We start from the raw sequence: 13,594 nt of genomic DNA, 5'->3' as shown, positions 1-13,594 counted from the left end.
GATGACACGGCAGGCAATTTCCCCTCGATTGGCGATCAGTATTTTCTTTATCATTCAGGCCCAACTTCCATTTTTTCCACTCCGCTCGGGCTGAGCCTGTTGAAGCTCCTTATCTTTTCGGAAGAAAGGATGTCTTCGACGGGCTCAGGGCGAACGAAATAACAACCTTTATTCAGCCGCTTCCAAATGCCCATGCGGTGCGGGTTGCATCGCAAGCACCCCCAATTTGGCAAACAGAGCTGCATCCTTGTCATCGCCCGCATTGGCGGTGGTTAGCAGCTTGTCGCCGGTAAAAATGCTGTTCGCGCCGGCCATGAAGCAGAGCGCCTGGCAGGCCTCGCTCATGCTTTCGCGGCCCGCAGAGAGCCGCACCATGCTCTTGGGCATCACGATCCGGGCGGCCGCGACAGTGCGGACGAACTCGATTTCGTCGATCTTCGCGAGCGGCGTATCGGCCAGCATGTCGCCGAGCACCGTGCCCTTTACCGGCACAAGCGCGTTGATTGGTACGCTTTCCGGATGCGGCATGGTGGCAAGCGCATGGAGAAAGCCGATGCGATCCTCCCGCTTTTCCCCCATGCCGACGATGCCGCCGCAACAGACATTGATCCCCGCGCCACGGACATTTTCCAACGTCTCGATCCGGTCCTCGAAGGTCCGGGTGGTGATGACATTGGCGTAGTTTTCGGGCGAGGTGTCGATATTGTGGTTGTAATAGTCGAGCCCCGCCTCGGCGAGCTGCTTTGACTGTTCCGCACTCAGCATACCCAGCGTCATGCAGGTTTCCATGCCCATGGCGCGCACGCCCTTCACCATTTCTATGATGGCGGGCATGTCCCGGTCCTTGGGGCTGCGCCATGCGGCACCCATGCAGAAGCGGGTGGAGCCCGCGTCCTTCGCCTGCGCCGCCGCCTGCAGCACTGCGCGCGGGTCCATCAGCTTGGTGGCCTTGAGGCCCGTTTCGGCATGCGCCGACTGGTTGCAATAGCCGCAATCTTCCACACAGCCGCCGGTCTTGATGGACAGCAGCGTGGAAAGCTGCACCTCATTGCGCGGGTGATGGGCGCGATGGACGGTCTGCGCTTCGTAAAGCAAGTCGGCAAAAGGGAGATCGAACAGCGCGGCGATTTCCTCGCGGGTCCAATCGGTGCGAACATCCCCTCCCCGTTCCTCCCGAGCACAGTCGAGGGACGTTGGCTTGGCGCGGCGTGTCTCGACTTCGCTCGACACGAACGGAGAATGTGACTCGATCTTCGTCATTCGGCGGCTTCCTCCAGGCCTTCAGGCGGCATGTTGTGGCCGAGGAGGCGCAGCACGTCTGCGGCACACTCGATCACATTACTGCCCGGCCCATAGATGCCCGCAACGCCCGCGTCACGCAGGAACTGATAATCTTGCGCCGGTATCACCCCGCCCGCGACGACCTTGATGTCAGGCCGGCCATTGTCGCGCAGCAACTTGACGAGTTGAGGAATGAGCGTCTTGTGCCCGGCGGCAAGGCTGGAGGCGCCCACCACATCGACATCGCTTTCCAGCGCCAGATAAAGGGTTTCCTCTGGCGTCTGGAACAGCGGTCCGCTCACCACGTCGAACCCCATGTCAGAGAAAGCCGACGCGATCACGTTCGCACCGCGGTCATGGCCATCCTGGCCCATCTTGGCGACGAGCATGCGCGGCTTGCGGCCCTTCCGGCGCTCGAAGGCTTCGACGCCGTCAATGACCCGGGTCCAGCGGTTGTCGCCGGAATAGGCGCCGCCATAAATGCCCTTCACTGGCCTTGGCAGCGTGTCGTAGCGGCCGAAGACGTCCTCCATCGCTTGGCTGATCTCGCCCAGCGTGGCGCGGGCGCGAGCTGCCTTCACGGCGAGATCAAGGAGGTTGCCATTGGCCTTTGCGCCGTCGCGCAACGCATCGAGCGCGGCTTGGCATGCTGCTTCATCGCGCTCCGCTTTTACCTTTTTGATGCGGGCGATCTGCGCATCGCGAACCTTGTGGTTATCCACCTCCAGAATCTCGATGGACTCTTCATTTTCCAGGCGGAACTTGTTGACGCCGACGATGACATCCTCGCCCCGGTCGACACGGGCCTGCCGCGCGGCGGCGGCTTCCTCGATCATCGCCTTGGGCCAGCCTGCGGCCACGGCCTTCGCCATGCCGCCCTCACCCTCGACGCGCTCGATAATCTCCCAGGCCTTATCGACCAGTTCCTTGGTGAGCGCCTCGATATAATAGCTGCCGCCCAGCGGATCGACGACATTGCACATGCCGGTTTCCTGCTGGATCACTATCTGCGTGTTGCGCGCAATGCGGGCGGAGAAGTCGGTCGGGAGCGCAATAGCCTCGTCCAGTGCATTGGTGTGGAGTGACTGCGTGCCGCCCAGCATGGCCGCCATCGCTTCGATGGTGGTGCGCATGACGTTGTTATAGGGGTCCTGCTCGGTCAGCGACACGCCGCTGGTCTGGCAATGGGTGCGCAGCATCTTGCTGCGTTCCTGCTTTGCGCCCAAATTGGTCATGGCCCGGTGCCAGAGCGTGCGCGCGGCGCGCAGCTTCGCGATCTCCATGAAGAAGTTCATGCCGATGGCGAAGAAAAAGCTCAAACGTCCGGCAAACTTGTCAATGTCTAGGCCGGACGCTACGCCATATTTCACATATTCCATTCCGTCTGCGATGGTGAAGGCCAGTTCCTGCACCTGTGTCGCGCCGGCCTCCTGCATATGATAGCCGGAAATGGAGATGGAGTTGAACTTCGGCATATGGTCCGCCGTATAGGCGAATATGTCCGATATGATCCGCATCGATGGCTCGGGCGGATAGATATAGGTGTTGCGGACCATGAACTCCTTCAGGATGTCGTTCTGAATGGTCCCCGAAAGCTTGTCCTGGGAAACGCCCTGCTCTTCTGCCGCGATGACGTAGAAGGCGAGCACCGGAATGACAGCGCCGTTCATGGTCATGCTGACCGACATCTCGTCGAGCGGGATGCCGTCGAACAGAATCTTCATGTCATCGATCGTGTCGATGGCAACGCCCGCCTTGCCAACGTCGCCGGTGACGCGCGAATGATCGCTGTCATAGCCGCGATGGGTTGCAAGGTCGAAGGCGACCGACAGGCCCTTCTGCCCCGCCGCCAGATTGCGGCGGTAGAAAGCGTTGGATTCCTCTGCTGTCGAGAAACCCGCATATTGGCGGATGGTCCAGGGCTGCCCCGCATACATGCTGGCGCGCACACCACGGGTGAACGGCGCAAAACCAGGGAGACCGGGTTCGAGGTCCTGCACATCCCCGGCCGTATAAAGCGGCTTCACCTCGATCCCTTCTGGCGTATGCCAGGTGAGGTCGCGGCCCTTCACTTCCTTTTCGGAAAGCTTTTTCCAATCTTCGATCGTCGGTTTGTCAGCCATCACCTGCCCTCAAATCTGGCGGGGCGCTTCGCAAGGAAGGCCTGCACTCCCTCCGCAAAATCCGCGCTTCGGCCCGCGTCCCGCTGGTGCCGCCGTTCCATTGCCAGCACATCAGCGAAGCTGGAATCCACTGCAGTCCCGATGCCTTTGCGGATCAGGCCAAGGCTAAGGGTCGGCATCCCAGCAAGGCGCACGGCCAGAGCCCGTGCGTCGTCGGCAAGCCGCTCATCGGCGACAGCCCTAAAGATGAGACCCCAGCTTTCGGCCTTGCCGGCCGGAATGCGTTCGCCGAGCATCATCATCTCACTTGCCCGTGCGCGCCCCACAAGGCGTGGCAGCAGCCAAGTCGAGCCCCCATCGGGTATCAAGCCGATATTGACGAAGGCTTGCAGGAAATAGGCTGATTCTGCGGCGATGACGAAGTCGCATGCCAAAGCCAGTGAGCAGCCAATCCCGGCGCAAGCGCCCTGCACCGCCGCAACCATCGGAAGCGGCGACGCCATGACTTTTTCCATGGCAGGGTTGTAATGGTGCTCAAGGATTTCGCCTACATCCTCGGGAAGGCCGTCATCAGTCTGAAGATCCGTTCCGCTGCAAAACCCCTTGCCTGCGGCGTTTAGGAGAACGGCACGCACCCCCAGAGCCGGAAACGCATATAGCGCATCGACGATCTCGCCGGCCATGGCGGGCGTGAGGGCGTTTAGCCGTTCGGGACGATTGAGCGTAATCGTCCCCACATTCTGATCAACGGCTACCGCGATGGTGCTATAATCGCTCAATGCGCACCCTCCTTGGGCGTTTCCATGATCTCCACCAGCGTGCCCCCCATGTCCTTGGGATGAACGAAGAAAACCAGCGTTCCATGAGCACCGATCCGGGGTTCACCGAGCACCCTGACACCCTTGGCTTCCAGATCGGCCTTGGCCGCATGGATATCGGGCACCTCAAAGCAGACATGATGTTGACCGCCTTGCGGATTTTTCTCGAGGAATTTGATGATCGGGCTGTTTTCACCCAGCGGTTCGATCAGCTCGATCTGGCTGTTGGGCGTGTCCACGAAGCAGACCCGCACGCCCTGCGGCGGCAGATCGAAGGGCTCATGAACTCTGGTGGCGCCCAGCAGATTGACATACATCTCCACCGATTTCTCGATGGAGGGCGTAGCGACCCCGACATGATTGAGGCGGCCGATGGCCATCAGAGCTTCTCCACGATCATGGCAATACCCTGTCCGCCGCCGATGCACATGGTGCAAAGACCGTATTTGCCGCCAATTCGCTCCAGTTCATAAAGCGCTTTCACGGTCAGGATCGCGCCGGTCGCGCCAACCGGATGGCCAAGCGAAACCCCGCTGCCATTGGGATTGACCTTCTGCGGATCGAAACCAAGCTCCTGGGCGACAGCACAAGCCTGGGCGGCGAAAGCCTCATTGCTTTCGATGACGTCAATGTCGGACAGGCTGAGGCCTGCGCGCTTCAGTGCAATCGGAACGGCCTTCACCGGCCCGATGCCCATGAGGCTGGGTTCGACTCCGGCATGGCCCCAGGCAATGATGCGGCCCATGGGTTTCAAGCCCTTTTGATCGACCGCCCTCTGAGAGGCGAGTACGACTGCCGCGGCGCCGTCGTTGATCCCCGAAGCATTGCCCGCCGTTACCGTACCTTCCTTGTCGAAGGCCGGACGAAGCTTCGCCATTTCTTCCAGATTGACATCAGCGCGGACATGTTCGTCGGTATCGAAAACAGCTACGCCTTTGCGCGTTTTCACCTCGACGGGGAGAATTTGTGACGTAAAGCGGCCCTCGGCCTGAGCCCGGGCAGCCCGGCGATGGCTTTCAATGGCAAGGGCGTCTTGCGCTTCCCTGCTGACATTGTGCTTTTTCGCAACATTTTCGGCAGTGACACCCATATGGATTTCTTCAAAAGGATCGCTCAGAACCACAAGCATGGCGTCTATCGCCATGGCGCTTCCCATTTTCGTGCCCCAACGCGCAGTCGTCAGCACATGGGGCGAGCGGCTCATATTCTCTGCACCGCCTGCAACGGCGATGTCGCATTCTCCAAGGGCAATCATCTGCGCCGATGATATAATCGCCTGCATTCCAGAGCCGCACAGACGGTTAAGCGTCAGCGCTGGAGCCTCGATAGGAATGCCCGCCTCGACCGCCGCAACGCGTGAGATATATGCATCCTTGGGCTCACTCTGGATCACTTGGCCCAGAACAACATGCTCCACATCGGAGGGGCTGATATTGGCCCGCTTGACCGCCTCGGCGATCACCAGCGCCCCCAATTTCGAGGGAGCGATATCCTTGAGGCCGCCGCCAAAGTCGCCAATAGCCGTGCGGACACCGGAAAGGATGTAAACAGGTTCGGTCATTGCTTCGGGCACTCCTTCGTTCGGCCTGTCGGGCGGTTACAGCGGAATATTGTCGTGCTTCTTCCAGGGGTTCTCCAACTGCTTGTTCCGCAGCTTGCGAAGCCCTAGCGCGATACGGCGACGGGTCGAATGGGGTTGGATGACCTCGTCGATGAAACCCTTGCTGGCCGCGACGAACGGGTTGGCAAAGCGGGCTTCATATTCTTTGGTGCGCTCGGCGATCTTATCGGGGCAGTCCATGTCCTGCCGGAAGATGATCTCCACCGCCCCCTTTGCACCCATGACGGCGATCTCGGCGCTCGGCCAGGCATAGTTCAAGTCACCGCGCAGATGCTTGGAGGACATAACGTCATAGGCGCCGCCATAGGCCTTGCGAGTGATGACGGTGATCTTCGGAACCGTGGCCTCGGCGAAAGCAAAAAGGAGCTTTGCGCCATGCTTGATGATGCCGTCATGCTCCTGCCCGACCCCCGGAAGAAATCCAGGCACATCGACAAAGGTGATGATCGGAATATTGAACGCATCGCAGAAGCGAACGAACCGCCCGGCTTTCTTCGAAGCCTTGATGTCGAGACAGCCTGCAAGCACCATCGGCTGATTGGCGACGATACCTACCGTCCGGCCTTCCACGCGGCCGAAACCGCAAATGATATTGGCGGCATGAGCGGGCTGCACCTCAAAGAAGTCGCCCTCGTCTAGCGTCTTGCGGATGAGTTCATGCATATCATAGGGCTGGTTCGCATTGGCCGGGATCAGCGTGTCCAGGCTTTCCTCTATCCGGTCCCATGCGTCGGCGGTCGGACGCTCCGGCACTTCCTCGCGGTTGGACAATGGCAGGAAGTCGATAAAATCGCGCGCGGCGAGGAGGGCTTCGATGTCATTTTCGAAAGCGACATCCGCCACGCCGGATTTGGTCGTATGGGTGACCGCGCCCCCCAGTTCCTCTTGCGTGACGATCTCGTTGGTGACGGTCTTGACCACGTCGGGGCCGGTCACGAACATATAGCTGGAATCCTTCACCATGAAGATGAAGTCGGTCATGGCGGGGGAATAGACCGCCCCTCCCGCGCATGGCCCCATGATGAGCGAAAGCTGCGGCACAACGCCACTTGCAAGCACATTGCGCTGAAACACTTCGGCATAGCCGGCAAGGGAGGCGACGCCTTCCTGAATGCGGGCGCCGCCGGAGTCATTAAGGCCGATGACCGGCGCACCGACCTTCATTGCCATGTCCATGATCTTGCAGATCTTTTGAGCATGGCGCTCGGAAAGGGAACCGCCAAAAACGGTGAAGTCCTGACTGAAGACATAGACGAGGCGGCCGTTGATCGTGCCTGAACCCGTAACCACGCCGTCACCGGGGATCACTTGCTCATGCATGCCGAAGTCGACGCAATTATGCTCGACATACATGTCGAGTTCCTCGAAGGAGCCCTCGTCAAGCAGAACCTTCAGGCGTTCCCGGGCGGTGAGCTTGCCTTTGGCATGCTGCGCCGCGATGCGCTTTTCACCGCCGCCAAGCCGCGCCGCCTTCCGCTTCGCCTCGAGCTGTTCGACAATAGCCTGCATTTTGGCATTCCCCGCAATTAACCGGTCAAGAAAATGCTCCTTTTCAGCCTTTATGTCAGCATGCAAATGTGAATTTGCAAAATCGCTTTTTTGCAGCTTTGCTATTTCATGAGTACCAGCTCTTCGGCCATGCTGGGATGGAGAGCGACGGTGTCGTCGAAATCCTGCTTGGTAAGGCCGGCTTTCACCGCAACCGCCGCTGCCTGCAGAATTTCAGGAGCGTCGGGGCCGATCATGTGCAGGCCGATAACCTTCCCGGTCTCCGCATTGCAGATCATCTTGTAAAGTCCGCGCTCGTTTCGCCCCGCGAGCACATTCTTCATCGGACGGAAATCGGAGGTATGGACGCTGATCGAGCCGATCTTGTTGCGTGCCTCGGCTTCGGTCATGCCGACGCCTGCAAGAGGCGGATGGCTGAAAACCGCCGAGGGGATGGAGCCATAATCCACCTTGTGCGGATTGCCGCCGAACACCGTGTCGGCAAAGGCCTGTCCTTCGCGGATCGCAACCGGCGTCAACTGCACCCGGTTGGTGACGTCACCTACGGCATAGATGCTCTGGCAACTGGACCGGTTATAATCGTCGACCCTGATCGCGCCCTGCCCGTCCAGTTCAACGCCCGCATTTTCAAGGCCCAGCCCTTCAGTCTTCGGCCTCCGCCCGGTAGCGAAGAGCAGCGCGTCGCACTCAACGGGTTCCTGACCCTTCATGTGGACCAACAGCGATCCATCTCCCTGCTTCACCACTTTCTCAAAAGGGGCGTTGAAGCGGAACTCGATGCCTTTCATCATGCTGATCTGCAGCAGCCGGTCACGGATCTGCATATCATACCCCCTGAGGATCTGATCGGACCGGTTGACCAGCGTCACATGACTGCCGAACTCATGGAAGATGCCGGCGAACTCATTGGCAATATAGCCGCCCCCGGCGATCACGATGCGCTTTGGAAGCGCTTCCAGGTGGAACACCTCATTTGAAGTGATGCCAAATTCCGCGCCTTCGCAATCGGGCACCATCGGCCAAGCGCCGACTGCAACCAATATATATTTTGCCGTCACCGTCCGCCCGCTGGCGAGCCTCACCTGATGCGGACCTTCGATCGTCGCCCGTTCCTGGATGATTTCGACTCCATGGTTGTCGAGCGTCTGGGTGTAGAGGCCGTTCAAGCGGTCGACCTCGGCCAGAACATTTTCCCGAAGCGTCGGCCAGTCGAACTTGCAGTCGGGCACTTCCCATCCGAAGCGCTTGGCGTCCTGGAGGTCCTCAGCGAAATGGGCACCGTAAACGAGCAGCTTCTTGGGCACACAGCCGCGAATGACGCATGTGCCGCCGACGCGATGTTCCTCGGCCACTGCTACTTTTGCTCCGTGAGCGGCTGAGACGCGCGCCGCGCGTACGCCGCCGGAACCAGCGCCAATCACGAACAAGTCATAATCATATTCGCTCATCATCGAAACTCCCGTTACTGGACGCGGATATGGCGGGAGATGACGCGGCTTACAAATGGCTTTTCACTGTCATACTGATCGGAGGCCTTCCCGGTGATGTCCAGCCGGTCAGATGAGCGCCAGAAGCTCGCTGCTGCGGATGGGTCCTGATCGTAGGAAGCCCTGATAGAAATCGCATCCCTTGCGGGCTAGCAACGCCAGTTGCTGCTCAGTCTCGACACCCTCCGCGACAACCAGGAGACCGAGCGACTTGGCCATGTCGATGACGCCGCCAACGATGATGCTGTCGCGTTCCGATCCGGTAATGTCCTTTGCCAGGCCGCTATCGATCTTCAGATAATCGAGCGGCAGCGACTTGAGGTAAGCGAGACTGGAATAGCCTGTGCCAAAATCGTCGATCGCCACGCGCAGCCCTTCCTCCTGCCAGCTGGCAAGCAGCGAGGATGCAGCGGTAAGGTCTTCCATGAGTCCGCCTTCAGTGATTTCCACCGTCAGGCGGTGACGGGGAAAGCCACTGGATCGCAGCCTTTCCATGAAGAGTTCGAAATAGTCCGGCTGGGCGATATCCGCCGCCGTTACGTTGATGGCAAGGCGAAGCGATGCGAGATGATCGGGCCATTGCGAGGCGATCTCGAGCGCGCGGCTCTGGATATGCGAAGAGAGGGGCAGCAGATAATCTGAACGCTCGGCCGCCGCGAACAAGGCGCTGGCGCCGAGCGGCCCTAGGCGCGGATGGTTCCAGCGGGCGAGCGCCTCAACCCCCGTAATGGCATCGTCGGCCATGGCGTATTGCGGCTGAAAGAGGATTTCGATCTCTCCACGGCTGATGGCAAGGCGCAGATCCGTTTCGAGCTGGTCATCGTCCACCGCAAGGCTGCGACCATCGCGGATGCGCAGTCGTACGGACTGGCTGTCAGAGGCCTTTGCGTCGGCCAATGCCGCGCCTGCGCGGCGGAGGAGGCGGCCCGCATCATCCCCCGGCATCGGCTCAGCTATTCCGCAACGCGCGGTAAGGCGGATAAGGTGGTCACCAGCGTTGAATGGCCGGGCAACTGCGGAAATCATCCGGTGCGCCAGGAAAGCGGCTCTTTCCACGCCGTTTTCCCGAGGCAGGCCCAGAAAAAATTCCGTGCCCGCGATCCTGGCCAGCATGAAATCGCCACTTTCCTCTTCCTCAACCAGCCTCTCGATCCTTCGGCCGATCCGTCCGAGCAACGCATTGCCCGCCATCGGGCCATAGGCCGCGTTCATCCGGTCGAACTGACTGATCGAAAGAAGAACGACAGCCATGGGCTGTCCGCGGTCAAAGCGGCGGGCAATCCATTTCTGTGCCGCCCTACGGTTGGAAAGTCCGGTGAGACAGTCTTTTTCCTCCGGCAAGCGGGCTTCGCCGTGTGGCAGCAGCTCAATCTCGCCGGAAATGCTTCCTCCCTCGGCAAAGAGATGATGAGCGACCCGCCGCGACGGTTCGCCGGGAAGCAGGTGGGCAAAGGCGGCGCCAGCCCCGGTACGGGAAACCTGCCGGGCGAGCCCCAGGGCCGCCCTTCTCTCAGTCTTCGGCAGGAGGCGAAGCAGATCGGAGGGCTTCAGGAAATCGGCCGCCAAGCCAAAATGCTCTGCAAGCGCGGCGCTAAGCATTATATGCTTGCTGCCGGGATCATGCGTCCAGAAGAGCGCGTCACTCCGCTGGATCGAATTGCGGCTGCGCGTTTCGATTGAACCACCACCAAGCCGTTCCACATGCCGCAAGGCAAACGCGAGCGCTATGCTCAGCTTTTCACTTGTCACCTTGTCCGCCAGATAATGGGTCGCCCCCGCCTCGAGCAATTCTGGCAGCTTCGCGCTATCTTCAGTATCCGTCAGCACGAGCAGAGCGCCGCCCAGGGCCTCCACGGCCTCGGACAGGCCGGCCACGACTGGCAGCATCTTGGTTAATGCTCGCCTGGCATCCACAAGGACGACATGCGCCCGACTTCCAAGGAAGCGCTGTTCCACCCGTGCCGTGCGGCGCGCGGCCACCGGTCTCCAGCCTGCCTGCTGTGCAAGGGCCGACAGCATGTCGCGGTCATGCGGGGAAAGGATGAAAAGTGGCGGGCGCGGAGGAAGGGGATCGGTCTTGTCGGCTCTGCCAGTTTCGTCCCCGTGATCAATTATGGCAGTTTGCTTCAAATCCATTATCCGTGTCTTCGCCCTACCCCATTCATGCCAGATGTTTCTTTATACGCGGTTTCCACCGGCAGAGCTAATATCCGTTCGTTCCTTCCGATTTATGGAATTTGGCATCGGCAGTTGCACCTGGCCCATCCATGGCTTAGCTAGACCATATGGCCAATCAGGAAGGCGCATACTCCCCGTCCATGGCGGACCGTTTTGGCCGCCGCATCGAATATCTCAGGATTTCGGTGACGGACCGCTGCGACCTGCGCTGCCGCTATTGCATGGCGGAGAAAATGACTTTCCTGCCGCGCGACCAGATACTCACGCTGGAGGAAATCGCCGTTATAGCGGACCGCTTCATTGCCAGGGGAGTAAGGAAAATTCGCCTCTCCGGCGGCGAACCGCTGGTAAGGCGCGACTTCGGCGAGCTTGCCCGGCGCATCGGTCGCCATGTCAAGGCAGGCACGCTTGAGGAATTGACGCTGACCACAAACGGCACGCAACTGGCCGAGCATGCCGAAATGCTGGTGCAAGCGGGCATGAAGCGAATCAATGTCAGCCTGGACACGCTCGATCCTGATCTCTTCACACGGATCACCCGTCGCGGCGATATCAATAAGGTGCTGGAGGGCATAAGGGCCGCCACCTCCGTCGGCCTCAAGGTAAAGATCAACATGGTCGCGCTGAAGGGCCTCAATGACCATGAGTTCCTCCCAATGCTCCGCTGGTGCAATGCGCAGGGGCATGATTTGACCCTGATCGAGACCATGCCTTTGGGGATCATCGATGAGGATCGGACCGATCGCTATCTGCCGCTCAAAATGGCAGTGGATCAGATCAAGGCGGAACATGAAGTCACGCCTATCGCCTATCGCACAGGTGGACCTTCGCGCTATTTCGCGGTGGAAGGCATAAACGCGCGGCTTGGGCTGATCACGCCGCTCAGCGACAATTTCTGCGCCGGATGCAACCGGATGCGCCTTACGTGCGAAGGCAGGATCTACATGTGCCTTGGCCATGAGGATCATGTGGACTTGAAGGCCGCTTTCCGAGCAGGCGGCGCCAGCGCGATCGACGCTCTGCTCGACAAGGCGCTGCGCCTCAAGCCGCTGGCGCATGATTTCGCCATAGGAGCGGATGCCAGGCCCGCGACGGTTTCACGCCACATGAGCGTCACCGGCGGATGAGCAGCGGGCAGCGCAGGGCCCTGCTGGCGTCGCCAGCCGAAAATGCGCGCGAGGCAGAGGCTTTATTGCGAAGCCAATATGATTTCGTCCCTCTGGAAGAGGCGGACATGGTCATCGCACTTGGCGGCGATGGCTTCATGCTGCAGACCCTGCATCATATGCTTGAGCACCGGCGCATATTGCCGGTGTTCGGCATGAACCGGGGCACCGTCGGCTTCCTTATGAACGAATGGCGGCGAGACGTTCTGAACGAGCGGATCGAGAAGGCAAAGTCCTTCAAGGTAAATCCCTTGCGGATGACCGTCGACACTGTTGATGGCGAGCAGTTTTCCATCCCGGCAATCAATGAGGTCTCGCTGCTTCGCGAAACCCGCCAGACCGCAAAGCTCGTGGTTCAGGTCAACGGCCGCACCATGCTGCCGGAACTGGTATGTGACGGAGTGCTTGTGGCAACGCCGGCCGGATCCACCGCCTATAATCTGTCGGCTCAGGGCCCGATCCTGCCGCTGGGATCAGGAATGATCGCCCTCACCCCCATCAGCCCCTTTCGCCCAAGGCGCTGGCGGGGCGCAATCCTGCCGGAAAAAATGTCGGTCCGCTTTGAGGTTCTTGATCCCGTCAAGCGCCCGGTCAGCGCCGTCGCCGATCAGCGTGAGGTTCGCGATGTCGCTCGGGTGGAAGTGACCATAGACCGCGGCACACCGCTCACCCTGCTCTTCGATCCGGAGCATGCGCTGGACGATCGTATTGCGATGGAACAATTTATCTCCTGACCCTCTTGCCTTTGTTCGAATCCCGCTGCTATAGGCGCGGCTCGCTTGTTGAGAGACAAGCTGCTCCCCGGTAGCTCAGCGGTAGAGCAACCGGCTGTTAACCGGTTGGTCGATGGTTCGAATCCGTCCCGGGGAGCCATTTCGGAACGAAACTGCGAACGCCGTGCGTCGCCGTTTCCACTCCATAGCCTCCTCCGGACGCCACGAACGTCTAGAGGAGCCTTGGCTTCGATTCCCTGATCCGAATTTTGTCGCCTCCGACCTCCACCCGCTGCACTAGCCGCCTGAAGGTGATGGCGCTGGAAACCTCCCTCTCGATCCCTGATCTTTTTGCAGGCCTTGACCCCAAACCGACGCAGCAGCTCCGGCGCCACACGATTGTCGTCGCCCTCGCCGCGGTTTTCGGCCCGGTCCGCATCGGACCCTAGAGTGATTTCGAAGCAGGTGGAATCACGTGCTGGCTCGGAAATCACGGAAAACAAAGTCTCCCTAGAGGCATTCCGGTTCAATCAGAACCGGAATGCCTCTAGGCGCCATCGCCCTTGCCGCAACCGTCATCTGGTGGCTGTAATGAGTCCGGGCCCATTTACCGGAGGTGGCGAGCGGTATAGTTGCCGGCACCCGATGACGCGAATGCCCTAGCGAGCGACGGTACGCAATAATCTTACTCATAGCTA

12 protein-coding genes and 1 tRNA gene are annotated in these 13,594 nt (G+C 60.0%); 4 read left to right on the top strand and 9 right to left on the bottom strand.

The window, feature by feature from the left end; translation table 11 throughout:
* From VJS46_RS14250 to VJS46_RS09580, 9 genes are all read right to left on the bottom strand, one after another.
* Window positions 1-54, bottom strand: a 54-nt coding sequence (locus VJS46_RS14250) for a biotin carboxylase N-terminal domain-containing protein (RefSeq protein ID WP_414707997.1), incomplete at its 3' end; no start/stop codon positions are given.
* A gap of 114 nt (window positions 55-168) precedes the next feature.
* Complete coding sequence (bioB, locus tag VJS46_RS09615; protein WP_324059812.1) at window positions 169-1,260, bottom strand: biotin synthase BioB; 1,092 nt, start codon at window positions 1,258-1,260, stop codon at window positions 169-171.
* On the bottom strand, window positions 1,257-3,404 hold the full coding sequence (gene scpA, locus VJS46_RS09610) for a methylmalonyl-CoA mutase (protein ID WP_324059811.1): 2,148 nt from the start codon (window positions 3,402-3,404) through the stop codon (window positions 1,257-1,259). Before scpA ends, bioB begins: the two co-directional genes overlap by 4 nt.
* Window positions 3,404-4,183: an enoyl-CoA hydratase-related protein gene (locus VJS46_RS09605; RefSeq protein WP_324059810.1), complete on the bottom strand. Its 780-nt coding sequence runs from the start codon at window positions 4,181-4,183 to the stop codon at window positions 3,404-3,406. Before VJS46_RS09605 ends, scpA begins: the two co-directional genes overlap by 1 nt.
* Entirely contained in the window at window positions 4,180-4,602 is a 423-nt protein-coding gene (gene mce, locus VJS46_RS09600) for a methylmalonyl-CoA epimerase (RefSeq protein WP_324059809.1), read from the bottom strand. The genes VJS46_RS09605 and mce overlap by 4 nt, the downstream gene beginning before the upstream one ends.
* Window positions 4,602-5,783, bottom strand: a complete 1,182-nt coding sequence (locus VJS46_RS09595) for an acetyl-CoA C-acyltransferase family protein (protein WP_324059808.1) — start codon at window positions 5,781-5,783, stop codon at window positions 4,602-4,604. The genes mce and VJS46_RS09595 overlap by 1 nt, the downstream gene beginning before the upstream one ends.
* Before the next feature lie 36 nt (window positions 5,784-5,819).
* A complete protein-coding gene (locus VJS46_RS09590) occupies window positions 5,820-7,352 on the bottom strand; it encodes an acyl-CoA carboxylase subunit beta (RefSeq protein WP_324059807.1) in 1,533 nt (510 codons plus the stop codon).
* Window positions 7,353-7,453: 101 nt separating this feature from the next.
* Window positions 7,454-8,800: a glutathione-disulfide reductase gene (gor, locus tag VJS46_RS09585; RefSeq protein WP_324059813.1), complete on the bottom strand. Its 1,347-nt coding sequence runs from the start codon at window positions 8,798-8,800 to the stop codon at window positions 7,454-7,456.
* Between the two features lie 108 nt (window positions 8,801-8,908).
* The gene (locus VJS46_RS09580; protein WP_324059805.1) at window positions 8,909-10,858 is read right to left on the bottom strand and encodes a bifunctional diguanylate cyclase/phosphodiesterase; all 1,950 of its coding nucleotides are present in this window, start codon (window positions 10,856-10,858) and stop codon (window positions 8,909-8,911) included.
* Window positions 10,859-11,124: 266 nt separating this feature from the next.
* Between VJS46_RS09580 and moaA the strand changes: the two genes are divergently transcribed.
* From moaA to VJS46_RS09560, 4 genes are all read left to right on the top strand, one after another.
* Complete coding sequence (moaA, locus tag VJS46_RS09575; RefSeq protein WP_324059804.1) at window positions 11,125-12,144, top strand: GTP 3',8-cyclase MoaA; 1,020 nt, start codon at window positions 11,125-11,127, stop codon at window positions 12,142-12,144.
* Window positions 12,141-12,917, top strand: coding sequence for an NAD kinase (locus tag VJS46_RS09570; RefSeq protein ID WP_324059803.1), 777 nt, complete (start codon window positions 12,141-12,143; stop codon window positions 12,915-12,917). Before moaA ends, VJS46_RS09570 begins: the two co-directional genes overlap by 4 nt.
* Before the next feature lie 64 nt (window positions 12,918-12,981).
* Window positions 12,982-13,056: transfer RNA gene (locus VJS46_RS09565), tRNA-Asn, on the top strand.
* Between the two features lie 109 nt (window positions 13,057-13,165).
* Window positions 13,166-13,345, top strand: coding sequence for a hypothetical protein (locus tag VJS46_RS09560; RefSeq protein ID WP_324059802.1), 180 nt, complete (start codon window positions 13,166-13,168; stop codon window positions 13,343-13,345).
* Window positions 13,346-13,594 lie beyond the last annotated feature (249 nt).

Source organism: Rhizorhapis sp., assembly GCF_035276005.1.
Lineage (GTDB): Bacteria > Pseudomonadota > Alphaproteobacteria > Sphingomonadales > Sphingomonadaceae > Rhizorhapis.
The sequence above is the reverse complement of the archived record's forward strand: the minus strand, read 5'-3'. Positions and strand labels throughout refer to the sequence as shown.

Excerpts from the sequence above, each read along its gene's own strand:
- bioB (WP_324059812.1), bottom strand. The coding sequence starts at position 1,260 with ATGACGAAGATCGAGTCACATTCTCCGTTCGTGTCGAGCGAAGTCGAG.
- scpA (WP_324059811.1), bottom strand. The coding sequence starts at position 3,404 with ATGGCTGACAAACCGACGATCGAAGATTGGAAAAAGCTTTCCGAAAAG.
- gor (WP_324059813.1), bottom strand. The coding sequence starts at position 8,800 with ATGAGCGAATATGATTATGACTTGTTCGTGATTGGCGCTGGTTCCGGC.
- moaA (WP_324059804.1), top strand. The coding sequence starts at position 11,125 with ATGGCCAATCAGGAAGGCGCATACTCCCCGTCCATGGCGGACCGTTTT.
- VJS46_RS09590 (WP_324059807.1), bottom strand. The coding sequence starts at position 7,352 with ATGCAGGCTATTGTCGAACAGCTCGAGGCGAAGCGGAAGGCGGCGCGG.
- mce (WP_324059809.1), bottom strand. The coding sequence starts at position 4,602 with ATGGCCATCGGCCGCCTCAATCATGTCGGGGTCGCTACGCCCTCCATC.
- VJS46_RS09570 (WP_324059803.1), top strand. The coding sequence starts at position 12,141 with ATGAGCAGCGGGCAGCGCAGGGCCCTGCTGGCGTCGCCAGCCGAAAAT.
- VJS46_RS09580 (WP_324059805.1), bottom strand. The coding sequence starts at position 10,858 with ATGCTGTCGGCCCTTGCACAGCAGGCAGGCTGGAGACCGGTGGCCGCG.
- VJS46_RS09595 (WP_324059808.1), bottom strand. The coding sequence starts at position 5,783 with ATGACCGAACCTGTTTACATCCTTTCCGGTGTCCGCACGGCTATTGGC.